Origin of the sequence: Amnibacterium soli (genome assembly GCF_039544415.1) — a bacterium.
Lineage (GTDB): Bacteria > Actinomycetota > Actinomycetes > Actinomycetales > Microbacteriaceae > Amnibacterium > Amnibacterium soli.
The window spans coordinates 336,687-361,718 of sequence record NZ_BAABLP010000002.1; the positions used below are offsets into that span (position 1 = coordinate 336,687).

Consider the following 25,032-nt stretch of genomic DNA (forward strand, 5'->3'; position numbering starts at 1 on the left):
GATCCGCACCGCTCGCGGGCCAGACTGAGCGGATGGTGCGGGAGGACCCGGAGGCGCTGCGGCGGCGCCTCTACGCGCCCGGCGCCTCGGAGGCGGACCGGGCGCGGTACGAGGCGGCCGGACGCGTCGCGAAAGCGGGGCCGGCGCAGCCGGCGCCGCGCGAGCCCGAGCCTCCCGAGGACCCGGCCGTCCCGGCGGCGCCTCCTCCGGCGCGGCGGCGGCGGGTCGGTGCGGCGATCGCCGGCGGAGCCGTGGTCGTCGCTCTGCTGGTCGGCGGGATCACCGCGGCGCGGCTCGCCGCGGACGGGCAGCCGAGCGCGCCGCCGCCGACGCCGGTCCCGATGTCGGACGAGGACCGCCGCACCGTGCAGGAGAACCTGACGCTCGGCAACTTCGGCGGCATCGCGGCGTTCCTCGTGACGCACCGCGCGCTGAGCCTCGGGGACCCGACCCGCGTGGAGACGCTCGAGCGGCGTGGCATCGGCGAGGGCACGGTGCGGCTGTCGCCCGTGCCGCCCGAGACCGTGCGGGGCCGGGCGACGGTGCTGCTCGTCACGGCCGGCTCGGCGCAGGTCGACTGGACGACGCTGCGCCGGGAGGTGGACCCGTCCGGCGAGCAGCAGTACGTGCAGCAGGAGGAGCGCGGCGGGTTCCAGCAGGGCGGCCAGATCACCGTGCACACCTACCGGTACGGCAGCGGCGACCGGCCCGTGGAGCTGCACGTGACCGCGCCCGACGGCGTGCGCTGGGGCGCGGCCGTCGTGTTCACGGATTAGGGGAAGGCGTCCGGCGGGCCGGCTCGACCGCTCCGGAGGCGCCCCGGAGCCGCCCCCTCCTACCCTGCTGCGGTGCTCGACCTGCGGCCCGCCCGACTCGACGATCCCGACTCGCTCGTGCTGACCGAGGAGGTGCAGGCGTACTACGTCGAGGTCTACGGCGGCGCCGACGAGGACCCGATCGCGCCGGAGGAGTTCCTGCCGCCGCACGGCGGCTTCCTCCTCGGCTACGACGGTGAGGTGCCGGTCGCGATGGGCGGCTGGTCGTTCCTGCCGGGTTCGAGCACGCAGGTGAAGATCCGCCGGATGTACGTGCGCGCCGAGGCCCGGCGGCAGGGGTACGCCGCCGCGCTGCTGACGAGGCTCGAGGAGGAGGCGCGAGCGGCGGGCGCCGAGCACGTGGCGCTCACGACGGGCGAGCCGCAGGTCGCAGCGGTGCGCTTCTACCGCGCCCGCGGCTACGACGATGTCGCGCCGTTCGGCTTCTACGCGACCGAGTCCCGGTCGGTGCACCTCGGCAAGGCCCTGCCACCCCGCGAGTAGCCGCTCGATGCGGGGACGGGAGCGCTGCATGCGCATCGAGCGGCCGGACGCCACCGCCCGGCCGCCCGTCGGGCGCGCGGGCTAGCCTGACGCCGCGACGGCGCATCCCGGCGCGCGTCGCAGCGCCCGAGGAGTCCGCATGCCCATCGCCAGCCTGACCCGCGAGGAGGCGGCCGAGCGCGCCGCGCTGCTCGCCGTCGAGCAGTACGAGATCGACGTCGACCTGACGGGCCTGCTCGAGGGCGACACGCTCCGCACCGTCTCGACGAGCACCTTCACCTGCAGCCGACCCGGCGCCGCCTCCTTCGTCGACGTCGTCGCGGACGTCTCGTCAGCGACGCTGAACGGCGTCGCGCTCGACCTCGGCACGGTGGCCGACGGCCGCCTCCCGCTCCCCGACCTGCGCGAGCGCAACGTGCTCGTGGTCGCCGCCGCGCAGTCCGACACGGGCGACGGCCAGGGCATCCTCCGCACCGTCGACGCCACGGACGGCCTCGTCTACATCTGGATGACCTTCGAGCCCGACGAGGCCCGCCGCCTGTGGGCGTGCTTCGACCAGCCCGACCTCAAGGCGGTGCACCGCTTCACCGTGCTCGCGCCGGAGTCGTGGACCGTCACGAGCAACGGCGCGCCCGAGACGATCACGGAGGCGGACGACGCGGCCCGCCGCTGGCGCTTCGCGCCGACTCCCCCGCTGTCCACCTACGTCACCGTCGTGAACGCCGGCCCCTTCCACCAGCTGCGCCGCACCGTCGACGGGTACGACCTCGGCCTCTACAGCCGCCGGTCCCTGGCCGCCGTGCTCGAGCGCGACGCCGACGAGCTGTTCGACCTGACCGCGCGCGGCCTCGCCTGGTTCGGCGAGCGCTTCGCCTTCCCCTTCCCGCAGCAGCGCTACGACCAGGCGTTCGTGCCCGACATGGGCGGCGCGATGGAGAACTGGGGCAGCGTCACCCACACCGACGACTTCCTGCACCGCAGCGCCCCGAGCTACCGCGAGCGGGCCGTGCGCGCCAACGTCGTGCTGCACGAGATGGCGCACATGTGGTTCGGCGACCTCGTCACGATGCGCTGGTGGGACGACCTCTGGCTGAACGAGGCGTTCGCATCATGGGCCGCCGCATGGGCGCTCGCGGGCGCCACCGAGTTCACCGACTCGTGGGCGACCGAGCTGCTCGACGCGAAGATCGTCGGCTACCGCCAGGACATGAGCCCGGCCACGCACCCCATCCGCGGCGACGTGCCGGACGTCGAGCAGGCCATGGCGAACTTCGACGCGATCACCTACGACAAGGGCGAGTCGGTGCTGCACCAGCTCGCCGCCTACGTCGGCGAGGACGCGTTCGTGGCAGGCCTCCGCGCCTACTTCGCCGCGCACGCCTGGGGCAACACGGTGCTCGACGACCTGATGTCGGCGTTCGCCGCGGCCTCGGGGCGCGACCTGACGCGGTGGACCGCCGACTGGCTCGACCGGGCGGGCACGGACACCCTGACGCTCGACGGGTCGGTGCTGCACGCGACCGCTCCCGACGGCGGCTCCCCCCGCCCGCACCGCCTCCGCATCGCCGGGTACGACCCCACCGCCGACGGCCTCGTCCCGCGCGGCGAGGTGGAGGTGGAGGTGGCCGGCGCGGCGACCCCGGTCGAGCTGCCCGGCGGCACGGTCCACCTCGTGAACGCCGGCGACTTCACCTACGCGGCCGTCCGCGGCGACGCGTCCGCGCTCGCGACCCTGCGCACCCGGGTGGGCGAGCTGCCCGATCCGCTGTCGCGGACGCTCGTGGTGGCGACCGCGTGGGACATGCTCGCCAAGGGCGAGCTGACCGCCGACGAGGTGGTCGACACGATCACCGCGCTCGTCGCCGTCGAGACCAGCCCGGCCGTCGTGGAGGGGCTGCTCGCGCTCGGCCTGCAGGCCGCCGAGTCGTGGACGCCGCTGTCCCGAGTGCCCGACCTGACCGGCCGCCTCGCGGCGGCCGCCGCCCGGCTCGCGCGGTCCGGGCCGCACCGGCAGCCCGCGCTGCGCACGCTCGCGGCGACCGCCACCCAGCCGGCGCAGTTCGCGCTGCTCCGCGACGCGGCGGACGAGGACGTCGACCTCGCGTGGCGCGTGCTCGCGCGGCGGGCGGAGCTCGGCGACGTCGACCCGGCCGCGGTCGAGGCGCTCCAGGCCCGCGACCCGGACCCGGACGCCTTCGCGAGCGCCCTGTCCGTGCGCGCCTCACAGGACGACGCCGAAGCGAAGGCGGAGGTCTGGCAGGCCCTGATGGTCGACCGCACGGTGCCCGCCGGCACCGCCCGGCAGCGGGTGAGCCAGCGGTTCTGGCGCCCCCTGCAGGTCGAGGTGCTCGCCGAGTACCCCGACCGCTACCTGTCGGCGCTCGCCTCCTTCGGCAGCGCGGGCATGCTCGGGCAGCTCGGCCTGGTCCGCGGCATGTTCCCCTACGCGGTGGTCGACCGCGGGTTCCTCGAGCGGGCGGAGGCGGCGGCGGACGCACCGGGCGTGAACAGGACGGCCCGCACCGCCCTGCTGCTCGGCACGGACGTCGGCGGTCGCATGCTGCGGGCCCGCTCGGCCGGCTGACCCGCTGCGGGATCCGGGCGCTTCCGGGCGTCGCCCTCGTCGCTGACGGGGCTCTCCGCTGCTGCTCCGCCGGTGCGCACCCGGCGATCAGCAGCGGTAGGCCCCGTCAGCGCAGTGAGTTCCAGGAGCGCCCGGATCCCGACGCGCCCGGTCGCCTCCTCCGAGCCGGCCGGGCGCCTGCATACCGTCGCTCCCGCGTGCGCCTCGTTCGAGGGGTGCCGCCGGAGCGCGTGCCGCTCCCCGACCGAGGAGCCGCCATGACCCTCTCGAGACGCAGCGTGCTGCTCGGCGCCGGGACGACGGCGCTCGCCGCCGGGATCACCGCCGCCTCCGCGACCGCGAGCGACGCCGCCGTGCCCGCGCCGCCCACCGCCTACCCGCACCGGCTCACCGACCTGGTGCTGCGCGACCCCTACGTCGTCGCGGACAAGCCGTCGGGCCACTACTGGCTCTACGTCGCCAACGACCCGGCTCGGACCGGGGTCAAGGGCGCGGGCACGATGGTCTACCGCAGCACCGACCTGAAGCGCTGGTCGGACCCGGTCGTCGTGTTCACGCCCGGCACGGACCTGTGGGGCTGGAACGGCGGCTGGGCGCCCGAGGTGCACCGCTTAAAGGGCCGCTGGTACCTCTTCGTCACGCTGCACAACCCGAAGAAGCCGTTGCCGGTGCCGCGCCCGAACGCCTCCGGCATCCCCGTGCAGATCCCGCAGCACGCGCGCGGCACCGTCGTCGCCGTCGCGGACTCGCTGCTCGGCCCGTTCTCGGTGATCGACAAGGCAAAGCCGGTCGCGCCGGCGACGTTCATGACGTTGGACGGCACGCTCTACGAGGACGGCAAGGGCCGCCCGTGGATGGTCTACGCCCACGAGTGGGTGCAGAAGATCGACGGGACCATGGAGGCGATCCCGATGAAGAAGGACCTGTCCGGCGCCGACGGCAAGCCGATCCACCTCTTCAAGGGCTCCGACGCGACGTGGATCTCGCAGGAGATGCCGTCGCCGTCCGCGAACCAGATCCTCCCGTACGTGACCGACGGCCCCCAGCTGATCCACCTGCCGGGCGGTGCACTCGCGATGCTCTGGTCGACGTACGAGAAGACGATCAACAACACGAACGGCACCGTCACCGGGCACTACGTCGTGACGTCCGCCGTGTCGTCGTCGGGCAAGCTGCACGGGCCGTGGACGCAGCGGCAGCCGCTGCTGCGCCACGACACCGGGCACGGGATGGTGTTCCGCACGCTTCCGACGAAGGGGCATCCCGCGAAGTCGCTCCTCGTCGCGCACCGCGGGTCGAAGACCGCGCACGCGAAGCTCTGGGAGATCGAGCTGCGCCGCGACGGCCTGCGCCTCGGGAAGCAGCGCAAGGACCTCGACGGCACGAGGTAGCGGCGAGGCGGGCTCGGTAGCCTGGCCAGGTGCCGACGACGGACCAGGACGCCCTGCTGATCACGGGGGCGCGCGTCGTCTCCGGCGGTGCCGTGGAGCACGGCTGGGTGCGCTTCGCCGCCGGCCGGGTCGCGGCGCGCGGCTCCGGCGAGGCGCCCGCGCACGACGGCGAGGTGCTCGACGCCGGCGGGCGGCTGCTGACGCCGGGCTTCGTGGACGTCCACGTGCACGGTGGAGGCGGCGGCGACGTCTCGGAGGGGCCGGAGTCCGTGGCCCGCGTGCTCGAGGCGCACCGCGCCCACGGCACGACCCGCAGCATGCTGTCGCTCGTCACGGCCCCGGTCGACCGCCTCGTCGACGCGCTCCGCGGGCTCGCGCCGCTCGCCCGCGAGGATCCGCTCGTGCTCGGCGTGCACCTCGAGGGCCCGTTCCTCAGCCCCGACAACCGCGGCGCGCACGACCCGGGCGCCCTGGTGGCGCCCACTCTGGAAGCGGTCGCCGCACTCCTCGCCGCCGCCGACGGCACGCTCGTGCAGGTGACCATGGCGCCCGAGCTGCCGGGCGCGCCGGAGGCGATCCGCGCGTTCGTCGACGCCGGCGTCCGCATCGCCGTCGGGCACACCGTCGCGGACCTCGAGACCGCCGGCGCCGCCTTCGACGCCGGCGCCTCCCTGCTCACCCACACCTTCAACGCGATGCCCGTGCTCGCGCATCGCGCGCCGGGCCCGATCGGCGCGGCGCTCGCCCGGCCCGGCGTCACCGTCGAGCTGATCGCCGACGGCCTGCACGTGCACCCGATCCTGGTCGCGGGCCTCTTCCGCCTCGCGCCCGGCCGGGTCGCGCTCATCACCGACGCCATGGCCGCCGCGGGCTTCGGCGACGGCGAGTACCGCCTCGGTCCCCTCGACGTCGTGGTGCAGGACGGCGCCGCCCGGCTTGCGAGCGGCGCGCTCGCCGGGTCCACCCTGACGCTCGACGCGGCGCTGCGGACCGTGGTCGCGGCCGGCGTGCCGCTCGAGCAGGCGGTGCTCGCCGCGACCGCCACGCCGGCGCACGCGATCGGCCGCCCGGAGCTCGGCTCGCTCGACGTCGGCGCCCCGGCGGACGCGGTGCTGCTGACCGACGACCTCGAGGTCGAGGCCGTCTGGGCGGACGGCGTCCGCCTCCGCTGACCCTCGACCGGCAGCTGCCGCTCCGGGCACGGTTCCGAATCGGAACCGTGCCCGAGGCGGCAGACAGGATCAGACCACGCGCTGCCAGGCGGGCCGGTGCTCCTCGACGAACCGGTAGTAGTCGGTGAGCAGGAGGTGGGAGGCCGCGGCCTCGTCGAGCAGCACGGTCGCCGCGGGGTGCAGCTGCAGCGCGGAGCCGGGCACCATGGCGGACAGCGGGCCCTCGATCATCGCCGCCACGGCCGCGGCCTTCGCCTCCCCCTGCGCGACGAGCAGCAGCCGCCGCGCCTCGAGGATCGTGCCGAGCCCCTGCGTCACGCAGTGCAGCGGCACCGCGTCGAGGTCGTCGCCGAAGAAGCGCGCGTTGTCCTCGCGGGTGCGCGGTGCGAGCGTCTTCATGCGGGTGCGGGAGGCGAAGGAGGAGGTCGGCTCGTTGAAGCCGATGTGCCCGTTCGCGCCGAGGCCGAGCAGCTGCACGTCGACGCCGCCGGCTTCGCGCATGGCCTGCTCGTACTCGGCGCAGGCGGCCTCGAGGTCGTCGGCGTCGCCGGGCGGCACGCGCACCCGGGCGGGGTCGAGCCCGAGCGGCTCGACGGCGTCGCGGGCGATGGTGGCCGCGTAGCTCTGCGGCGACCCGGGCTCGAGCCCGACGTACTCGTCGAGCGCGAAGCCTCGGGCGCGCGAGAGGTCGACCTCGCCGCGGCGCACCCGCTCCGCGAGGGCGCGGTAGGTGCCGAGCGGCGAGGAGCCGGTCGACAGCCCGAGCACCGCCTCCGGCTTCTGCCGCACGACCGCCGCGATGCGGGCGGCGGCGGCCTCGCCGACGGCGGCCCCGTCGGGCAGGATCACGATCTCCATGAGGGCTCCTCGGTTCCGGTGAGCAGGGCGAGCAGCGCGGCGCCGACCGCGCGGGAGGCGCCGAAGGTGGCGACGTCGGCGTAGCGGCGGTCCTCGGCGGGCCACCCCATGTCGACGGCGACGACGGTGCGGCCGCCGCTGCGGAGGGCGTCGACCGCGGCGCGGGCGTGCGGCCGGCGGTGCACGTCGCGGCCCAGCACGAGCACGGGCCCGTCGATCGCCGGCACGGGCGCGGCCCGGTCGACGGGCAGGGCGACGGCGGGCCAGCTGGAGAAGCGGAAGGCGCCCGGCCCGGCGGGGTCCGCGGCCGCAGCGGCGGCGGGACCCCAGGAGCCGGCGCCGACGGCGATGTTCGGCTCGGCGTCGAGCGTGACGACGGTCCACCCCTCCGTGCTGCGCAGCGCGGCGGCGGCCTCCGGCTGCACGTCGAACGCGTCGGCGATGCGCACGTCGGGTCGCGGGAAGACCTCGGCCGTGCCGGTGCGGTCCGCGAGGCCGCGGACGCGGTCCGCCGCCTCCCGCAGGCGCGCCTCGGGCAGCTCGCCCGCGGCCACCGCGGCGACGACGGCGTCGAGCACGTCGTCGAGGTACGGCTCGCTGTCGGTGCCGAGGCACAGCAGGTCCGCTCCGGCGGCGAGCGACCGCACCGCGGCCGCCGGGATCCCGATCTCCCCGCTCGCGCCCGCCATGTCGAGCGCGTCGGACACGACGACCCCGCCGAAGCCGAGCTCCTCCCGCAGCAGGCCGGTGAGGATGCGGCGGCTCATGGTCGCCGGCTGGTCGGGATCGAGGCGCGGCAGCACGATGTGCGAGGTCATCACGACCGCGACGCCGGCCTCGATCGCGGCGACGAAGGGCAGCAGCTCGCGCTGCCGCAGCGCCTCGAGGTCCAGGTCGATCACGGGCAGCCCGAGGTGCGAGTCGACCGCGGTGTCGCCGTGCCCCGGGAAGTGCTTCGCGCACGCGGCCACGCCCGCCGCCTGCAGCCCGTGCACCGCCGCGGCCGTGTGCCGGGCGACGAGGGCCGCGTCGGCGCCGAAGCTGCGCGCCCCGATCACCGGGTTGTCCGGGTTCACGTTCGCGTCCGCGGTCGGCGCGAGGTCGAGCGTGCAGCCCGCGGCGATCAGCTCGAGCCCGATCGCGTGCGCCGACGCCGCGGTCAGCGCCTCGTCGTCGAGCCGGCCCAGCACCGCGTTACCCGGCTCCGGCGACCCCTCGCGCTGGTGGAGGCGGGTGACGTCGCCGCCCTCCTCGTCGATCGCGACGACCGCCTCCGGCCGCGCGGCGCGGATCGCGTCGGTCAGCGCCCGCACCTGCTGCGGGTCGCGGACGTTCGCGCCGAACAGCACCACGCCCGCGAGCCCGGCGCGCAGGTGCGCGGCGAGCGCCTCCGGCAGCGCCGTCCCCCCGAACCCGGGCAGCAGCACGCCGGCGGCGGCCCTCCGCGCCTCCTCCGCGTTCATGCCTCGCGGATCCGCAGTTCTGCCGCGACACGCCGGTCCGAGCGGCTCCCTGCCCGGCGTGTCGGGCAGGAACTGCGGATCCGCGCACGAAGTGCGGATCCGCGAGGACCCGCGCTCACTTGTCGGCGCCGATGACGACGGAGCCCGACAGCGCCCGCTGGAACACCAGGTAGACGATGAGCACGGGCACGATCGTCATCACGACGGCGGCGAACAGCGCGCCGAAGTCGATCGAGTACCCAGCGGTGCCCGCGAACGCGGCCATGCCCTGCGTGAGCACGTACTTCCGCTGGTCCGGGTTCAGCGCGACGGGCAGCAGGAACTGGTTCCAGAGCCCGACGAAGTTCAGGATCGACAGCGTCGCGATGGCGGGCTTCGCCATCGGCACCATGATCGAGAAGAACGTGCGCCACTCCCCCGCGCCGTCGATCGCGGCCGCCTCGGTGACGGAGGCGGGCAGCGCCTTGAAGAACGGCACCATGAAGAACACGGTGAACGGCAGCGCGAACGCCGAGTAGGTGATCGCGAGCCCCGGCAGGGTGCCGAGCAGCCCGAGCGACTTCAGTATGAAGAACAGCGGCACGATCGCGAGGAAGATCGGGAACGTGAGGCCCGCGACCATCAGCAGGTAGATCACGCGGTTGCCGAAGAACCGGAAGCGCGCCAGGTAGTAGGCGCACATCGAGCCCATCACCATCGTCATCACGAGCGCGCCACCGACGACGATCAGCGTGTTGGCGAAGAACGAGCCGATGCCGGCCTGCGTCCAGGCGTTCGCGTAGTTCTCGAAGTGCAGCCGGTCGGGCAGCGAGAACGGCGAGTTGAGGACCTGGTTCGTGGTCTTGAACGACGACATGATCGTCCAGAGGAACGGCAGCACCACGACGACCGCGCAGACGATCAGCACCGCCTGCGACACGCCCCCGGTGACCCGCTCGCCGGTCGGCACGCTCCTGCGGCGCGGCCGGGCGAGCACCGCGGATCCGACGACTTCGGTGGCCATGGTCACTCCTCCATCAGGTCCTCGCGACCGCCCGTGAGGCGGTCGACGAGGAAGACGACGCCGGCGAACAGCAGGGTGATCGCGGCGAGCACGACGCCCATGGCGCACGCGTAGCCGAACTGGCCCTTGGTGAACGCGGTCTTGAACAGCTCCTGCGAGATCACGAGCGTCGAGTTCTGCGGCCCGCCGCCCGCGTTCAGCCCCGACATGAACACGAACGCGTCGAGCGAGAAGATGCCGGTGTAGATCAGCGAGGTGCGGATGTTGGCCCGCAGCATCGGCACCGTGATGCGGGTCGCGATGCGGAAGCGGCCTGCGCCGTCCAGACGCGCCGCCTCGAAGATCTCGGCGGGCAGCGCCTTGATCGCCGCGACGAAGATCACGACGTAGAAGCCGACGGACGCCCAGACCATCACGAACATGGTCGCCGCCATGGCGGTGCGGGCGTCGCCGAGCCAGGGGTAGGACGCGAAGCCCTTCAGCCCCAGGGAGGTGAGCAGGCCGTTCAGCAGGCCGTTGCTCGGGTCGTAGATCTGGCCCCACATGATCGCGACCGCGATGGCCGGGATGATGTAGGGGAAGAAGAGCAGGATCCGGTAGAACTCGCCGCCCTTCACGCCGCGCACCGGTCCCGACGACGAGCCGCCGATCGTGACGAGCGACGCGAGCGCGATGGCGATCGCGATGATCACGATCGGCAGCACGAGCACGAGCGTCACGCTGTTGCGCACCGACGTCGTGAAGACGTCGTCCTGGAAGGCGTTCACGTAGTTGGCCAGGCCGATGAACGTCATCGACGAGTCGAACCCGCTCCAGCTGGTCAGCGAGTAGTACACCGCCTGCACGAACGGCGACAGCACGAGCACCGCGTAGACGGCCAGCGGCACCCCGAGGAACACCAGCGCGAACGACACCTTGTCGAAGGTGAGGCGCCGCCGCCGGCGGGCGGCCCGCGTGGGGCCGCCCGTCGTCGGAGCCGTGCGGGTCAGGACGGTCACGACACCTTGACCTTCGTGACCGAGTCGTCGTTCGCGACCTTGTCGGTGATGTCCTGCAGGCTCTTCGTCAGCTGCGCGACCGACGACTTGCCGGAGAGGAAGGTGTTCCAGACCACGAGCTGATCCGTGTTCGTCCCGTAGAGGTCGACGAAGTTCCACGAGAACACGTTCGAGCCGGCGGCGTCGAGCAGCGCCGACTGCGACACGAGGGCCGTGGAGCCGAAGCCGTCCGCGGGGACGGTGCCCTTCACGATCGACGGCGTCAGCCGCGTCTTCGCGAAGTTCGTCGCGGCCTCCTTCGACAGCATCGCGCGCAGCAGCTCCTTGCCGCCCGCCACGTTGCTGCCCTTCGACGGCACGACGAAGGGCTCGCCGGCCGTGGAGTGCATCGCCTCGTAGGGCAGCTTCGGGCTCGACGAGACGGTGAGCTCTGGAGCGCCCGTCATCTTGAAGTCGGTCTTCGTCTGCTTCTTCATCTCGTTCTCGATCCACGAGCCCGAGGGGTAGAGCAGTGCGGCCTCGTCGTTCGACCACTGCGCCTGCGCGGCGGTGAACTGCGTGCCCGCGCCGCCAGGCTTGAAGAAGCCGGCGTCGATGATCTTCTTCATCCCCTTGAACACGGACTGCACGGCCGGCTTCGACCAGCAATCCTTCTCGAGGTTCTCGAGCGACAGGCGGATCTCGTCGCCGCCCTCCTTGATCGCGGAGGCGATCGCGAGGGTCTGGTAGTACGTCGCCGCCTCCTTGCCCCAGACGAACAGGTACTTGCCCTTCGCCTTGGCCTTCACGCCGAGGTCGTACGCCTCGTCCCACGTCTTCGGCACGGTCCAGCCGTTGGCGTCGAACAGCGACTTCGAGTACCAGAGCGCGTAGACCGTCAGCACGTAGTTGAGGACGAGGAGCTTCCCGTCGATCGTGCCCGGCTTGGTGACGCCCGTGTAGAGGGTGTCCGCGATCTTCGTGCCCTCGTAGTTGTTCGCGGCGATCACGTCGGACAGCTCGGCGAGCTGGTTGCGGATCGTCGAGATGCCGATCGCGTTCGCGCCGCTGTTGTCGATGAGGTCGGGCGGGTTGCCCGCGACGAACTTCGGCTGCAGGGACTGGGCGACGTTGGTCACGGGCGTGACCGACGCGACCACCCCCTCCGCCTGCTTCTTCATGACGCCCGCGGCGAAGTCGACGTAGTCGGTGCCGTAGCCGCCGTTGAAGATCGACGCGGCGACCGTCGACTTCGCGGCGACGCCGAAGGGGTTCTTCGCGCTCTTCGCGCCGCCCGAGTCCGCCGAGGAGGTGCTGCTCGCGCCGCCGGCCGCGCACGACGCGAGCGTGCCCGCGAGCGGCAGGGCGATGCCGGCGAGGAGTGCGCCGCGGAGGAAGGTCCGCCGGTGCATCACTGGGGTCTGGTCGTTCATGCTTCTTCCTTCTTCCTGGTGCTGCTGCTGGGGTGGTGCGGTCGGTGGTGCGGTCGGTGGTGCGCTGTGGGAGGGATCAGGCGGTGCGGGAGATGCCGTACTGCTGCTCGAGCGCGACGTTGTGCTCGTCGCCGCCGGGGATGTTCGCCGAGAGGTAGAGGGGCGCGGTCTCGCCCTTTGCCACGAACCGCTCGGCGACGCCGAGCGTGAGGACCTGCGCGATGAACGCCGCGGTGATGGAGGAGACGGCGCCGACGGGCACGTCCGCACCGATGGTGATCGAGGCGTCGCCGTAGGGCGCGAGGTTGTCGATCGCGACGTCGGCGATGTCCTTCAGCCGCGAGCCGCTCGGGTGCTTCGGCTGCACCTGCATCGTGTGGTCGTAGGACGTCACGGCGATCACCGGGTTGCCCGCGCGCTTCGCGGCGAGGGCGAAGCCGACGATCGAGCCGTTCACGCCGGAGTTGGAGGCGATCAGCACGACGTCGTGGGGGCCGACCTCCGCGATCTCGAACAGCCGGTCGGCCACGTCGGGGTTGCGCTCGAGGTTCGCGCCCTTCAGCTCCGCGATCGGCAGGTCGCCCTGCAGCGCGAGGTCCCGCAGCGCGATCTTCTTCGTCGGGATCAGGCCGCCGGCGCGCCCCGCGATCTCCATCGCGAAGGCCTCCGAGTGGCCGGTGCCGAAGGCGTAGAGCACGCCGCCTGAGGTGATCGCGTCGGTGAGCAGGTCGATCGCGGCGTCGAAGCCGCCGCCGGCGGCGAGGTCCTCGAGCGCGGCGAGCCGGGTGCGCACCTCGGCGGCGAAGTCGTGCAGGGCGGTGGTGAAGTCGGTCATACGGCGTTCCTCTGCGTGGTGTCGGTCGGGGCGGCTCTGGGGGCGCGCGGCGGGGTCGCGCCGGCGCGGGGGTCGGGCTGCGCGAGGCGCACGGGCACCCCGCCTGCGCGGTGCGGGCCGACGGCGAGGGCGGAGGCGGCGAGGTGCCGGCTGGACCGCGCGAAGTCGACCTGCGCGGTGAGCACGTAGAGCAGGTCGCCGACGTAGACCTGGCTGTAGTACGCCGCGAGGTCGTCGGGCTGCAGGAACTGCTCGAACGCCGAGGTCTGGACGACGAGCTCCGCCTCCGCCGCGAGGGGCGAGGCCGGGTCGTTCGTGACCGCGACCGTGAGGGCGCCGGCCCGGCCCGCCTCCCGCAGCATCTGGATCGTCTCGGCGGTGCGGCCGGTGTGCGAGTAGCCGATCGCGACGCACTCCTCGTCCTGCACCACCGCGCTCGTGAGGCCGGCGTGCACCTCGGACCAGACGTTGCAGGAGACGCCGATCCGGTAGAGGCGCGTGGCGAGCCCGTCCGCCGCGAGGGCGCTGCTGCCGACGCCGTACAGGTCCACGTGCCGGCTGCGGGTGATCGCCTCGGCGAGGGTGCGGAGCACCTCGAGGTCGATCGACTCGGCGGTCTGCTGCATGCTCCGGATCGCGCCGACGAGCAGCGTGCTGCGCACGTCCTCCGCGGCGTCGTCGGGCCCGAACGCCCGCCCGATGTCGGCTGCGGCGGGGCGGGCGGAGGTGCGCCCGACCTCGGTCGCCACGCTCATCCGCAGGGCGACGTAGCCGGAGTAGCCGACCTGGCGGCAGAACCGGGTGACCGTGGCGGCGGAGGTGCCGGCGCGCTCGGCCAGCTCGTTGATCGGCAGGTCGAGCACGAGGCGCGGGTCGTCGAGCACGACCTGCGCGACGCGGAGCGTCGCGGCGGGCAGCTCGGCCCAGCGGGCGCGGATCCGGTTCTGGACCGCGGTGGCGGGGGCGTCGTCATCGACCTCGACGTGCGGTGGAACCGTACCGGTCATGAGCAGCCCTTTGCAGAATCTGTTTCACCCTCGGGCGCCTTCGCCTGAGATCTGGTTTCACCATAGGCTCGTCATGTGGCGTTCGTGTTTCGTTCAAGTAACGATGCGTGAGTTCCTCGGGATCGATGCCGGAGGCACCTCCAGCCGCGCCGTCCTCGTCGACGCCGAGGGCCGCTGCCGGGGCTACGGACGGGCCGCGGGCGGCAATCCGACCTCGCGCGGAGCCGGCCCGGCGGCCGCCGCGGTGGCGTCCGCGATCGAGCAGGCGCTGGCCGCGAGCGGCGGATCGGGCGGCGCCGTCGAGGTCGTCCTGCTCGCCCACGCGGGCGGCCACGAGGACTACCTGCCGGGGATCGAGGGGCGGATCGCCCCGCTCGGCGTCCGCGTGCCGGTGCGGCCCGCGGGCGACCTGCTGGCCCTCTTCGCCTCCGGCACGCACGAGACCGAGGGCGCCGCGCTGATCGCCGGGACCGGCGCGATCGGCGGCGTGATCCGCGACGGCCGGCTCGCCCGCGTCGTCGACGGCACCGGCTGGCTGCTCGGCGACGCCGGGTCGGGCTTCGCCGTCGGCCACCGCGTCGCGCGCGCCGTGGTGGACGACCTCGACGGCGGCCCGACCACCCGCCTGACGCCCGCGCTGCTCGAGGCGGTCGGGCTCGAGGACGACGGCGACCGGGTGCCCGTCGAGGGCAGACCGCCGGTGATGAACCGGCTCGTGCACGTGCTCTACGAGCTGCCGCCCGTGCAGCTGTCCGGCTTCGCGCCCCTCGCCTTCGCGCTCGCGGACGAGGACCCGGTGGCGCGCGGCATCGTGCAGGACGCGGTCGCCGCCCTCGCCGCGCTGCTCGCCCGCGTGCGCGGCCACCAGTCGCACGGCCCGCTCGTGGTCGGCGGCAGCGTGCTGATCGAGGGCGTCCTGCGCGCCGACCCCGCGCTCGCCGCGCCCCTGCTCGACGCCGCGGGCGGCGCCTCGCCCGTGCCCGTGGCCGACGGGCTCGTCGGCGCCGCGGTGCTCGCACTGCGCGCCGGAGGGGTCGAGGTGGACGCCGACCGGTTCGCTCGGCTGGCGAGCGGCGTCCGCGCCGCGGCGGCCGCCTGGTCGCCTCGCGTCTGACGCCGCCTCCTACGCTTCGACCATGGCGACCCCGACCGTCCGCGCGCCGCGCCGCTCCGACGCGCCCGCGATCTACCGGATCTGCTTCGAGACCGGGTTCACGCCCGAGCAGATCGCGGCGCGGCGGCCGACGCCCGAGCTGCTCGGTCACGTGTGGGCGGGGCCGTACCTGGCCTTCGCGCCCGAGTGGTGCCGCGCGGTGGTGGACGCGCAGGGCGTCGCCGGCTACCTGCTCGCCGTGCCGTCGACGGCGGCGTTCGAGCGGTGGGCGGGCGCCGAGTGGTGGCCTCCGCTGCGTGCCGACCATCCCGCCGACTCGCCGGACCTCTCCCCCGCCGACCGCGATGTCGCGGCGCGGTTCGTGGCGCCGCCCGCCTCGCCGTCGGCGCTGCTGGGCGACTACCCCGCGCACCTCCACATCGACTTCCTCGACCGGCTGCGCGGGCTCGGGTTCGCCCGGGTGCTGATCGACGACCTGTGCACCCGGCTGGGCGCGGTGGAGGTGCCCGGCGTGCACCTCGGCGTGAGCCCCCGGAACGCGAACGCGATCGGCCTCTACGGGCACCTCGGCTTCGCGGAGCTCGAGCGCGACGAGCACACGATCTGGATGGGGCGGCGGACCGCCGGGGCCTGACGGCCCGCGATGTCCCCGCTCGCGCGTACCGTCCTGCTGATGGAGCAGCGGGGCGCACGACGGGGGCGGGCGTGCCCGGTGTGCGGTGCCGGCGACCCGCGCCGGATCGCCTACGGGCTGCCCGCGCCCGAGCTGTTCGACGACCCGGACATCGCCCTCGGCGGCTGCCTGGTGGCGGACGACGCCCCGCGCTTCCGATGCCGGACGTGCGCGACGGACTTCTGACCGGTCCCGCTCAGGGGCGGTTCAGCCGCTCGACGAGGTCCGCGGTGAGCCACGGCGCCGCGCCGGTCCAGCGCGCCGCCTCCTCCTCGGGCAGCCCGATCCGCACGCGGTCCTCCGTCCAGCCGGGCGTCACGACGGTCGCCATCAGCGCGAAGCCGGCCGGGTCGAGCAGCCGGAGGCCCTTCCAGGACCCCGCCGGGGCGGTGACGACCGGGGTCTGCCCGGCCGCGACGTCCCGACCGAGCACGAGCCGCTGGGGCGGCCTGCCGTCCGTGAGGATCACGTACTCGACCGGACCGCCGTCGACGAGCACGTGGGTGTCGTCGGGCTCGAGCCGATGCCAGACGTTCACCGGCCGCGCCGCGTCGAGCAGGTAGTGGATCGCGGTGAAGGCGGGCAGCTCCCGCTCCCCGGCACGCACGGCGGTCTCGGACGCGGAGGCGGGCGCCCACCAGCCGGACTCGCCGGGCAGCGGCTGCAGCCCGAGCTCGTCGATCCACTGCTGCGCGGTGCGCATCCCGCCTCCCGGTCTCACGGCACGATCACGACCTTGCCGCGGACGGTGCGGGACTCGGCGAGGGCGAGCGCCTCCGCGGCCCGCTCGAGCGGGAACCGCGCGGCGATGTGCGGCACGACCGTACCGTCCGCGACGAGGGCGAACACGGCCGCGAGGTCCTCGTGCTGACGGCGCCGGAACGCGGCGGGCCGGAAGCGGCGGCCGCCCCAGAAGTCGTAGAACGAGGCCCGCCGCCCGTTCGGCAGCAGGTTCCAGAGCGCGATCCGCGACAGCATCGCGGCGAACAGCGACAGGACCGAGGTGTCGGTGTCCTTCTCGACGGCGGTGCCGTAGACGACCAGGGCTCCGCCACGGCGGAGCAGGCGGAACGAGTGCCGTGCGCTCTCGAGCCCGAGGTGGTCGAAGACGGCGTCCACCCCCTCCGGCGCCAGGCGCCGCACCGCCGCGTACGGGTCCCCCGCCCGGTTGTCGACGGGATCCACGCCGAGCGCCCGCAGCGCGTCGTGGTGCCGCGTCGACGCCGTGCCGATGACGCGGAGCCCGCGGACCCGCGCCAGCTGCACGAGCACGGTGCCGACACCGCCGCTGGCCCCGTGCACCAGCACCGTGCCTCCGGGCCGGACGCGGGCGGTCCGGACGAGCATCTGCCACGCGGTGAGCCCGTTGACGACGACCGCCTCCGCCGCATCCGCGTCGACCCCCTCCGGCACGGGCACCAGGTCGGCCGCGGGCACGATCGCCCGGGTCGCCCAGCCGCCGGTCTTCGTCGCGACGGCCACGCGACGACCGACGAGCGCGGGGTCGCCGGCGGGGCCGACCGCGCGCACGCGGCCGACCAGGTCGTAGCCGGGAACGAAGGGGAAGGCCGGCTGGCCGGGGTAGCGGCCGCGCCGCATGCTCTGCTCGGCGAAGGAGACGCCGCTCGCCTCCACGTCGACGAGCACCTCGTCCGCGGCGGGCGCAGGCGTCGGCACGGACTCCAGGACGAGACCCTCGGGCTCCACGATCCCGGGCAGGACGATGCGGGTGGTGGTGCTGGTGGACATGGTGCACTCCTCGGTGATTGTTCGCTCACTCACCCGCAGCGATCGCAGCAGGCGGCGAGGCGGGTGGTGTCAGTAGTGGCGGATGCCGTCGGCGATGAGGCCGGCCCACTCGCCGTCCTCCGCGGTGAGCCCGGTGGCCACGATCAGGTGGCAGAGCTGTCCGTAGGCGAGGAAGCGCTGCACCGCGGCCGACGGCGCGCCGCTGCGCTCGCCCGCGAACGCGGTGACCCGCTCGAGCCCGGCGCGGAGCGCCTGCGCGATGGCGGGCACGTCGGCGGCGGACATGGCGTGCACCTGCAGCATGAGCAGGGAGCGGTCGGTTATGAGCCGGGCGTACGCCTCCCCCATGGCGTCGAGGACCGCGGCCGGGTCGCTCGAACGGCTCGCATCGGCACCGATGCGCAGCGCGTCCACGACGCGGACGAAGCACCGCTCGAGCGCCGCGACGAACAGCGCCTCCTTGCCCGAGTAGAGCTTGAAGACGTACGCGGTCGAGATGCCGGCCTGCTCGGCGACCGCGGCGACCGGCGTCGCGGCGTACCCGGTACGGGCGAACACGGCGATCGCGGCGTCGACGACCGTGCGCCGCCGCTCGTCCGCGGTGCTCAGGGTGATCGTGGGCTCCGGCATGTGAGTGACCGTACACTCACTGTCTGACGAGAGCAAGGCGCGGCAGGATGCACGCGTGCAGCTGCCCCGCCCGGTCCACGAGGTGCCGACGTACACCGCCCATCGCGCGGCGACCCCGCCCGACGGCGACGGCCGGCTCGAGGCGGCGTGCTGGCGCGCCGCACCCCGCTCGCCCCGCTTCGTCGACCTGGTGAGCGGCGCCCCGACGGCGCTCGACACGTCCGCCGCGATCCTGTGGGACGACGAGCACCTGCACGTCGGGTTCTGGCTCGAGCAGCCGCAGGTGACGGCGACGCTCACCGAGCGCGACGCGCACATCTGGCTCGACGACGACGTGGAGCTGTTCATCGCCGGCGCCGACGCGTACTACGAGCTCGAGGTGAACGCGTTCAACACCGTCTACGAAGTGCTGTTCGTGTGGGACGAGGCCTACGGGAGGGCCGACTACGACGGCGTGCCCGCCCTGCGGCGCGACCACCCGCAGGCGGCGCCGTTCGACGGGGTGGGCCTCTCCGGCCACCCGCGCGGTCCCCGGACCGGCTTCTGGGGCTACGACCTGCCGGGCCTGCGCACCGCGGTGCACGTCGACGGCACGATCAACGACGACCGGGTCGTCGACCGCGGCTGGCGGGTCGAGATCGCGGTCCCGTGGGCCGCGCTCGGAGTGCTGGCTGAGCCCGACGGGCGCGCCCTGCCGCCGCGCGACGGCGACGAGTGGCGGATCGCCCTCTCGCGCTTCAACACGCGCCGCGCCTCCCCCGACGACTCGGGCGGCTGGGCGTGGAGCCCGCACGGCGTCTGGGACTCGCACATCCCCGAGCTGTTCCCCCGCATCCGGTTCTCGTCCGAGCCGCCGCCCGGGGCCGCCGCGGTCTGACGCCGCTCGGGATCCTGCGAGCGGAGACCCGGCTCGTTTCCGCCTGACCGTCGGCCGGGTCCCGGCGGGAGGGGCTCCCGTACCATGGCCGCCACGTGAACGGCGGTCCTCGGAGGCGGAATCGGTGGGTGCTCCGGAGGATCTGATCGCCGGCCGCTACCGGCTGCAGCGCCGCATCGCCGCGGGCGGCATGGGTGTCGTGTGGGAGGCCCGGGACGAGCTGCTGCAGCGCCCCGTCGCGGTGAAGCAGCTGCGCCTGCAGCCCGGCGTCACCGAGGACGAGACCGAGCTCGCCAAGCAGCGCGCGATGCGCGAGGCGCGGATCACCGCCCGCCTCCACCACCCGCACGCGGTCCCCGTGTTCGACGCGGTCGAGCACGACGGCGAGCCCTGCCTGGTGATGCAGTACGTGCCGTCGGAGCCGCTGTCCGCGCTCATCAAGCGCCGCGGACCGCTGCCCGTGGGCGAGGTCGCGCGCATCGGCGCGGAGGTCGCATCCGCCCTCGCCGCCGCGCACGCGCTCGGCATCGTGCACCGCGACGTGAAGCCCGGCAACATCCTGATCGCCGACGCCGATGGTTCCGCCCTGCTCAGCGACTTCGGCATCTCGCACGCGCTCGGCGACGCGACGCTCACCTCCACCGGCTTCGTGCACGGCACGCCCGCCTACCTCGCGCCCGAGGTCGCCCGCGGCGACGAGTCGACCTTCGCCTCCGACGTCTTCTCGCTCGCGTCGACGCTGTACGCGGCGTCGGAGGGGCGCGCCCCGTTCGGCGAGGACCCGAACTCCATCGCCGTGCTGCACCGCGTCGCCTCCGGCGGGTTCCAGGCCCCCAAGGACAGCGGCGCGCTCGGGCCGCTGCTGCTGCAGATGATGGGCTCGGACCCGGAGGCGCGGCCGACCATGCGGGAGGTGGCGCGGCGGCTCGTCGCCGTGCAGGAGCAGGCCGGCGACGCCGCCGTGCCGACGCTGCAGCTCGTCTCGGACGCGGCCCCGGACCAGGACGCCGCGATCGACGACCCCGAGGCGCCCACCGCCTGGGTCCCGGTCGCCGGCGAGGCGACGTCGACCCTCGTGGCGGACGCGGTCCCTGCGCCCGCGCCCGCCGAGCCCTCGACGACGCCCGACTCCGAGGACCTCGCGCCCGCTGCGGCGGGGGCCGCTGCCGCCGGTGCCACCGCCCAGGCCGCCACGCCGCTCGAGGCGCCGACCCGGCCGTCACCGACCCTGCTCGCACCGACCCGCGAGGGCGTCCCTGCCGCAGCGCCGCCCGCCGAGCCGCCCGGCACGGAGCCCGACGCGGAGCCCGCCGCCGGGCCGCCCGTCCGTCGCCGCCGGCGCGGCGTGCTGCTCGGCGTCCTCGCAGCGCTCGTCGTGCTGGCGCTCGGCGGCTTCGGGCTCGTCCGCGCCCTGCAGCCCGGCAGCGACCCCGATCCGACGCGGAGCGCGCCGGCCGCCGCGGCGACCCGCTCGGTCGCCGCCTCCCCCTCCGCCCCGCCGTCGTCGGCGAGCACGAGCGCGAGTCCGTCGGCGACGTCGACGCCGAGCCGGACGGCACCGCCGTCGAGCCCCGCGCCCACCCCCGTCGCGCCGAGCCCGACCGCGGCGCCGAGCCGCACCGCAGCCCCGCCGGTCACGGCGACGCCGGTGGCGACCGTCCAGCGGTACTACACGCTCGTGCCGCGGAACACGTCGGCCGCGTGGTCGCAGCTGACGTCGGACTACCAGAAGAACCACGCCGGCGGCCGCCAGGGCTTCGACTCGTTCTGGGCCCCGGTGCAGTCCGTGACGGCGACGAACGTGCGGCAGGTCGGTGCGGACCTGGTCCGGGCGACGCTCACCTACCGCCGCAGCAGCGGCACCAGCGTCGAGGTCACGACGTTCCGGCTCGTGGAGCAGGGCGGCGTGCTGAAGATCGCGGACTCGTCCGTCGGCTGACCGTCCGCGGACGGAAGCGGCCCGCAGCGGGCGGCCGGAGCCACCCGCAGCGGGCCGACGACGGCCGGGCTACGCGTCGGCCTCGGCGAGCGGCTGCTGCTCCTCCGCGGGGGTCTCCGGCGACTCGGCGACGTCGGCCGGCACCCGCACGGTGAGCCCGCGCTCGGCGACGCGCGTCACCATGCCGATCGCCTTGCCGAAGGGGTCGCCGTCGAGCTCGATCTCCTCCGGGTGGTTCAGCCGCACGCGCAGGACCTTGCCGCGCAGGTAGTTCAGGGCCTTCACCTCGCGCGTGCGGAAGCGGCGGAGGAAGGGCACCCGGCCGAGCACGCCGTTCTCCCACAGCACCTTCGTGAAGATCTGGATCCAGCCGACCAGCTGCTCGGGCCGCATGATCACGATGTCGAGCAGGCCGTCGTCGACCGCCGCTTCGGGCAGCAGCAGGATGTTGCCGGGCAGCGAGCCCGCGTTGCCGATGATCAGCGTGTGCGCGCTCATGCGGCGCACGTCCTCGCCGTCGAGCTTGAAGCGCAGGCGGAGGCGGTTCTTGTCGCGCAGCACCTGGCCGAACGCCTTCACGTAGGCGAGCCAGCCGACCTTCGCCTTGAGCTCGTCGTCGGTCGCGGCGAGCATCTTCGCGTCGATGCCGAAGCCGGCCATCACGAGGAACGCGTGGCGGGTGTGGCTGCCGTCCTCGCGGTAGATGTCGGTCAGCCCGACGTCGATCGAGCGGTCGCCGCCGGCGAACGCGGAGTGCAGCGAGTGCTCGAGGTCGTTCAGCGTCAGCGACAGGTTGCGCGCGAGCAGGTTGCCCGTGCCGGAGGGCAGCAGCGCGAGGGCGGCGTCGGTGCCCTCGACGACCTCGGCGACCGCGCGGACCGTGCCGTCGCCGCCCGCCGCGATCACGACGCCGGCGCCGGCCTCGAGCGCCTGCTTCGCCTGGCCGCCGCCCGGATCCTCCTTCGAGGTCTCGAACCAGAGCGTCGGCTCCCAGCCCGCCGCCTGCTCCTCCGCCGCGACGACCCGCTTCACGGCGTCGAGGTCGATCTTGATCGGGTTGTAGACGACGGCGGCGAGCTTGCGCCGGGTCGTGTCGCTGGAGTCGGTCACGCGGTCCTCGTTCCGGTCCGGGGCATCTGGATCGGTGCGCAAGCATGACGGACGCCCCCTGAAGATGTGACCCGCTTGTGCAGCGTGGACCCTGCGCATCCGCTGCACGGCGGCCGACGTGCGGGCTCGCGGCCGACGCCTCCCCCGACTGCACCGCATACGGTGCGAGGAGCACGATCGAAGGAGACGTCCATGGAGTACCGCGAGCTGGGCCGCACCGGCCTGCAGGTGTCCGACATCGGCTACGGCGCGTGGGGCATCGGTGGCCCCGGCGGCGGCTGGGTCGGCGCGAGGGACGACGAGTCGCTGCAGGCGCTCGAGCGGTTCATCGAGCTGGGCGGCACGTTCATCGACACCGCGCGCGGCTACGGCCGCAGCGAGGAGCTCGTCGGCCGCGTGCTGCGCGAGCACGCCGGCGAGGGCCTGATCGTGGCGACGAAGGTGCCGCCGAGGAACGGGCAGTGGCCGGCGCGCAGCGGCGTCGCCGTCGAGGACGCCTTCCCCGGCGACCACATCCGCGCGAGCGTCGAGGAGAGCCTGCGCGCCAGCGGCCTCGAGTCCTTCGACGTGCTGCAGTTCCACGTCTGGTCCGACGAGTGGGTCGGGAGGGGCGACTGGCTCGAGACGGTCCAGGCGCTGAAGGAGGAGGGGAAGATCGGGCACTTCGGCGTCTCGATCAACGACTACGAGCCGGAGAACGCGCTCGCGCTCATCGAGTCCGGCGTCGTCGAGACCGTGCAGGTCATCTACAACGTGTTCCACCAGCAGCCGGAGTCGCGGCTGCTGCCCGCGTGCCAGGAGCACGGCGTCGGGGTCATCGTCCGCGTCGCCCTCGACGAGGGCGGGCTGACCGGCCGCATCACCGCGGACACCACGTTCGAGGAGGGCGACTTCCGCGCCACGTTCTTCGGCGGCGACCGCCCCGCCCAGGTGGAGCAGCACGTGCGGGCGCTGACGCAGGACCTCGGCGTCGACGGCGACGCGGTGCCCGACCTGGCCCTGCGCTACGTGCTCGCGCACCCCGCGGTGTCGACCGTCATCGCCGGCATGCGCACCGTCCGCAACGTCGAGCGGAACGCTGCGACGAGCGACCGGGGCGCCCTGCCGGCCGAGCAGCGGGAGGCGCTTGCGCGCCACCGCTGGGAGCGCAACTGGTACCGCGACTGACCTGGTCGCGCTAGTCGCGGCCGAGCAGCCGCGACAGGAAGCCGCGCGGCCGCTCGGCCGCCGGGGACGCACCGGGCTCCGCCGGCCCGTCCTCGGCGGCCCGCGCCGTCGCACGCAGGTTCACGATCCGGCCCGCCTCGTCGAAGCCGACGACCACCTCGCCGTCGCTCAGCTGCAGCCGGACCGCGACCGTCGCCGGCGCGAGGTCCTGCTCCGGCTCGACGGCCGCCGCCGGGACATCGCGGTGCCGCGCCCACGCGTGGACAGCCGCGCGGTGGTCGGTCAGCTGCACGCTCTCGACCGTCACGCGGACCGCCTCCAGCGTGCGGACGACGGTCGGCGCGGGCAGCACCAGGTCGGGGTGCTCGATGAGCAGCCAGACGCGCGTGCCGCCGCCGACGGGCGCGGAGTAGTGGGCGCGGATCCCGGTGACGGCCTTCGCAGCCAGGGTGAGCCGCAGCGGGAGCCCCGCGGCGAGCGGCACCTCGGGCTCGATCAGCTCCGGCGCCGCGGTGGCGACGCGCACCGCCTCCGACCGCTCGAAGAACGCGTCCGGGAAGCCGTTCGCGTTCACCCAGCCCCACAGCCAGCTGCCCGGGCCCGGCGCGGCGGTGCCCAGCAGGTGCGCGCGGCACACGAGCGCGGTGCCGTTCGGCGCGGTGAACGTGAACTGCTGCGTGACCGCGTCCACGTTCCAGCGGTCCTCGCCGTGCAGGGCGGCGACGTGCTCCTGCTGCTCGGTGGACAGGATCGCGACGTCGTCGACCAGGGCGGCGAGCGCCGGGGACTCGGTCGCGCCGGGCGCGAGCAGCCCTTCGGTGAGCTCGGTCTCGGTCAGGCCGGGATCGGTCATGCGTCGCACCGTAACGGGCCCGCTCGGCGGCTCCCCGACCGCAGCGCTCCCGCCTCAGACCGCGGTGTAGCCGCCGTCCACGCTGTACTGCGCACCGGTGACGAAGGACGCGGCGTCGGAGAGGAGGAACAGCACGACCTCGGCCGCCTCCTCGGGCAGGCCGAGCCGGCCCATCGGGTTGCGGCGCTTCAGCACCTCCCGCTCCTCCCGCGTCGTGTGCGTCGGCAGCGACGTGTCGACCCAGCCCGGGTGCACCGAGTTGACCCGGATGCCGTGCTCGGCGTAGCCGGCGGCGGCGGCCTTGGTCAGGCCGGCGACGCCGTGCTTCGCCGCGGTGTAGGCGATCGCGTCGGGGTCGCCGACCAGGCCGAGCATGCTCGACACGTTCACGATCGCGCCGCCGCCGGAGGCGACCATCGCGGCGCCCTCGTACTTCATGCCATAGAACACCGCGTTCAGGTCCACGTCGATCACCCGGCGCCAGTCGTCGAGCTCGACCTCGTGGACGAGGCCGTGCGATCCGCCCACGCCCGCGTTGTTCACCGCGAGGTGGAGGCCGCCGCGACGCTCGACCGCCGTCGCGACGACGCCTTCGACCGCCCCCGGATCGGTGACGTCCGCGACCACGGGCACGAGCAGCCCGCCGGCGATCTCGATCCGCCGCTGCACGTTGTGCAGGCGGGTCTCGTCGACGTCGACGCCCACGACGATCGCGCCCTCGGCCGCGAGGCCGCGCGCGATCGCCGCGCCGATCCCCGAACCCGCCCCGGTCACCATCGCGACCCGCTTGTCGAACCTGCCCGGCATGCCGTGCCTCCCGCTCCTGGAGGTCCGACGCTACGACCGGTTCCCGTGCCTCCGGTGACCGGCGGCGGCCG

Annotated in this window: 24 protein-coding genes; 11 read left to right on the plus strand and 13 right to left on the minus strand. The window is 74.3% G+C overall.

Translation table 11 applies throughout. The features are described from left to right. Nucleotides 1–32: 32 nt before the first annotated feature. The 5 genes from ABEA53_RS05635 to nagA all read left to right on the plus strand — a co-directional run bounded on the left by ABEA53_RS05635 (nucleotide 33) and on the right by nagA (nucleotide 6,466). Nucleotides 33–776 carry a hypothetical protein gene (locus ABEA53_RS05635; protein WP_345480044.1) on the plus strand — a complete coding sequence of 248 codons (744 nt, stop codon included), beginning with the start codon at nucleotides 33–35 and terminating at the stop codon, nucleotides 774–776. 72 nt (nucleotides 777–848) lie between these two features. Beyond that, on the plus strand, nucleotides 849–1,319 hold the full coding sequence (locus ABEA53_RS05640) for a GNAT family N-acetyltransferase (RefSeq protein ID WP_345480045.1): 471 nt from the start codon (nucleotides 849–851) through the stop codon (nucleotides 1,317–1,319). 139 nt (nucleotides 1,320–1,458) lie between these two features. After that, complete coding sequence (gene pepN / locus ABEA53_RS05645; RefSeq protein WP_345480046.1) at nucleotides 1,459–3,903, plus strand: aminopeptidase N; 2,445 nt, start codon at nucleotides 1,459–1,461, stop codon at nucleotides 3,901–3,903. A 257-nt stretch (nucleotides 3,904–4,160) separates the two neighbouring features. Further along, on the plus strand, nucleotides 4,161–5,294 hold the full coding sequence (locus ABEA53_RS05650; RefSeq protein WP_345480047.1) for a glycoside hydrolase family 43 protein: 1,134 nt from the start codon (nucleotides 4,161–4,163) through the stop codon (nucleotides 5,292–5,294). Between the two features lie 29 nt (nucleotides 5,295–5,323). Further along, the gene (gene nagA / locus ABEA53_RS05655; RefSeq protein WP_345480048.1) at nucleotides 5,324–6,466 is read left to right on the plus strand and encodes an N-acetylglucosamine-6-phosphate deacetylase; all 1,143 of its coding nucleotides are present in this window, start codon (nucleotides 5,324–5,326) and stop codon (nucleotides 6,464–6,466) included. A 69-nt stretch (nucleotides 6,467–6,535) separates the two neighbouring features. On the opposite strand, the gene nagB is transcribed toward nagA, so the two are convergent. The 7 genes from nagB to ABEA53_RS05690 form a co-directional block, all read right to left on the minus strand. Beyond that, nucleotides 6,536–7,324: a glucosamine-6-phosphate deaminase gene (gene nagB / locus ABEA53_RS05660; protein ID WP_345480049.1), complete on the minus strand. Its 789-nt coding sequence runs from the start codon at nucleotides 7,322–7,324 to the stop codon at nucleotides 6,536–6,538. After that, on the minus strand, nucleotides 7,312–8,787 hold the full coding sequence (locus ABEA53_RS05665) for a glycoside hydrolase family 3 N-terminal domain-containing protein (protein WP_345480050.1): 1,476 nt from the start codon (nucleotides 8,785–8,787) through the stop codon (nucleotides 7,312–7,314). The genes nagB and ABEA53_RS05665 overlap by 13 nt, the downstream gene beginning before the upstream one ends. A 115-nt stretch (nucleotides 8,788–8,902) precedes the next feature. Beyond that, the gene (locus ABEA53_RS05670) at nucleotides 8,903–9,790 is read right to left on the minus strand and encodes a carbohydrate ABC transporter permease (protein ID WP_345480051.1); all 888 of its coding nucleotides are present in this window, start codon (nucleotides 9,788–9,790) and stop codon (nucleotides 8,903–8,905) included. 2 nt (nucleotides 9,791–9,792) lie between these two features. Then, nucleotides 9,793–10,788, minus strand: coding sequence for a carbohydrate ABC transporter permease (locus tag ABEA53_RS05675; protein ID WP_345480052.1), 996 nt, complete (start codon nucleotides 10,786–10,788; stop codon nucleotides 9,793–9,795). Further along, nucleotides 10,785–12,200, minus strand: a complete 1,416-nt coding sequence (gene ngcE / locus ABEA53_RS05680; RefSeq protein ID WP_345480053.1) for an N-acetylglucosamine/diacetylchitobiose ABC transporter substrate-binding protein — start codon at nucleotides 12,198–12,200, stop codon at nucleotides 10,785–10,787. The genes ABEA53_RS05675 and ngcE overlap by 4 nt, the downstream gene beginning before the upstream one ends. Before the next feature lie 76 nt (nucleotides 12,201–12,276). Continuing rightward, entirely contained in the window at nucleotides 12,277–13,035 is a 759-nt protein-coding gene (locus tag ABEA53_RS05685; RefSeq protein WP_345480054.1) for a sugar isomerase domain-containing protein, read from the minus strand. Beyond that, nucleotides 13,032–14,042, minus strand: coding sequence for a MurR/RpiR family transcriptional regulator (locus tag ABEA53_RS05690; protein ID WP_345480055.1), 1,011 nt, complete (start codon nucleotides 14,040–14,042; stop codon nucleotides 13,032–13,034). Before ABEA53_RS05690 ends, ABEA53_RS05685 begins: the two co-directional genes overlap by 4 nt. Nucleotides 14,043–14,145: 103 nt before the next feature. On the opposite strand from ABEA53_RS05690, the gene ABEA53_RS05695 reads away from it, so the two are divergent. The 3 genes from ABEA53_RS05695 to ABEA53_RS05705 are packed head-to-tail and all read left to right on the plus strand — an operon-like array spanning nucleotide 14,146 to nucleotide 16,015. Continuing rightward, nucleotides 14,146–15,156, plus strand: coding sequence for an N-acetylglucosamine kinase (locus ABEA53_RS05695; protein ID WP_345480056.1), 1,011 nt, complete (start codon nucleotides 14,146–14,148; stop codon nucleotides 15,154–15,156). Between the two features lie 22 nt (nucleotides 15,157–15,178). Next, a complete protein-coding gene (locus tag ABEA53_RS05700; RefSeq protein WP_345480057.1) occupies nucleotides 15,179–15,790 on the plus strand; it encodes a GNAT family N-acetyltransferase in 612 nt (203 codons plus the stop codon). A 39-nt stretch (nucleotides 15,791–15,829) separates the two neighbouring features. After that, entirely contained in the window at nucleotides 15,830–16,015 is a 186-nt protein-coding gene (locus tag ABEA53_RS05705; protein WP_345480058.1) for a hypothetical protein, read from the plus strand. A gap of 10 nt (nucleotides 16,016–16,025) precedes the next feature. On the opposite strand, the gene ABEA53_RS05710 is transcribed toward ABEA53_RS05705, so the two are convergent. The 3 genes from ABEA53_RS05710 to ABEA53_RS05720 form a co-directional block, all read right to left on the minus strand. Beyond that, complete coding sequence (locus ABEA53_RS05710) at nucleotides 16,026–16,532, minus strand: cupin domain-containing protein (protein WP_345480059.1); 507 nt, start codon at nucleotides 16,530–16,532, stop codon at nucleotides 16,026–16,028. Nucleotides 16,533–16,546: 14 nt separating this feature from the next. Continuing rightward, nucleotides 16,547–17,578: a medium chain dehydrogenase/reductase family protein gene (locus ABEA53_RS05715; protein WP_345480060.1), complete on the minus strand. Its 1,032-nt coding sequence runs from the start codon at nucleotides 17,576–17,578 to the stop codon at nucleotides 16,547–16,549. Nucleotides 17,579–17,647: 69 nt separating this feature from the next. Further along, a complete protein-coding gene (locus tag ABEA53_RS05720) occupies nucleotides 17,648–18,208 on the minus strand; it encodes a TetR/AcrR family transcriptional regulator (RefSeq protein ID WP_345480061.1) in 561 nt (186 codons plus the stop codon). 55 nt (nucleotides 18,209–18,263) lie between these two features. Here ABEA53_RS05720 and ABEA53_RS05725 point away from each other — a divergent pair, with 55 nt between their 5' ends. Both ABEA53_RS05725 and ABEA53_RS05730 read left to right on the plus strand, forming a co-directional pair. Continuing rightward, nucleotides 18,264–19,085 carry a carbohydrate-binding family 9-like protein gene (locus ABEA53_RS05725; protein ID WP_345480062.1) on the plus strand — a complete coding sequence of 274 codons (822 nt, stop codon included), beginning with the start codon at nucleotides 18,264–18,266 and terminating at the stop codon, nucleotides 19,083–19,085. A 124-nt stretch (nucleotides 19,086–19,209) separates the two neighbouring features. Then, nucleotides 19,210–21,024 carry a serine/threonine-protein kinase gene (locus ABEA53_RS05730; protein WP_345480063.1) on the plus strand — a complete coding sequence of 605 codons (1,815 nt, stop codon included), beginning with the start codon at nucleotides 19,210–19,212 and terminating at the stop codon, nucleotides 21,022–21,024. Between the two features lie 69 nt (nucleotides 21,025–21,093). On the opposite strand, the gene ABEA53_RS05735 is transcribed toward ABEA53_RS05730, so the two are convergent. After that, nucleotides 21,094–22,134: a diacylglycerol/lipid kinase family protein gene (locus tag ABEA53_RS05735; RefSeq protein WP_345480065.1), complete on the minus strand. Its 1,041-nt coding sequence runs from the start codon at nucleotides 22,132–22,134 to the stop codon at nucleotides 21,094–21,096. Nucleotides 22,135–22,326: 192 nt separating this feature from the next. Here ABEA53_RS05735 and ABEA53_RS05740 point away from each other — a divergent pair, with 192 nt between their 5' ends. Next, the gene (locus tag ABEA53_RS05740) at nucleotides 22,327–23,301 is read left to right on the plus strand and encodes an aldo/keto reductase (protein ID WP_345480066.1); all 975 of its coding nucleotides are present in this window, start codon (nucleotides 22,327–22,329) and stop codon (nucleotides 23,299–23,301) included. Nucleotides 23,302–23,311: 10 nt separating this feature from the next. Here ABEA53_RS05740 and ABEA53_RS05745 read toward each other — a convergent pair whose 3' ends face one another. Together ABEA53_RS05745 and ABEA53_RS05750 are read right to left on the minus strand one after the other, a co-directional pair. Further along, nucleotides 23,312–24,154, minus strand: coding sequence for a DUF6882 domain-containing protein (locus tag ABEA53_RS05745; RefSeq protein ID WP_345480067.1), 843 nt, complete (start codon nucleotides 24,152–24,154; stop codon nucleotides 23,312–23,314). A gap of 54 nt (nucleotides 24,155–24,208) precedes the next feature. Next, a complete protein-coding gene (locus ABEA53_RS05750) occupies nucleotides 24,209–24,961 on the minus strand; it encodes an SDR family NAD(P)-dependent oxidoreductase (protein WP_345480068.1) in 753 nt (250 codons plus the stop codon). Nucleotides 24,962–25,032 lie beyond the last annotated feature (71 nt).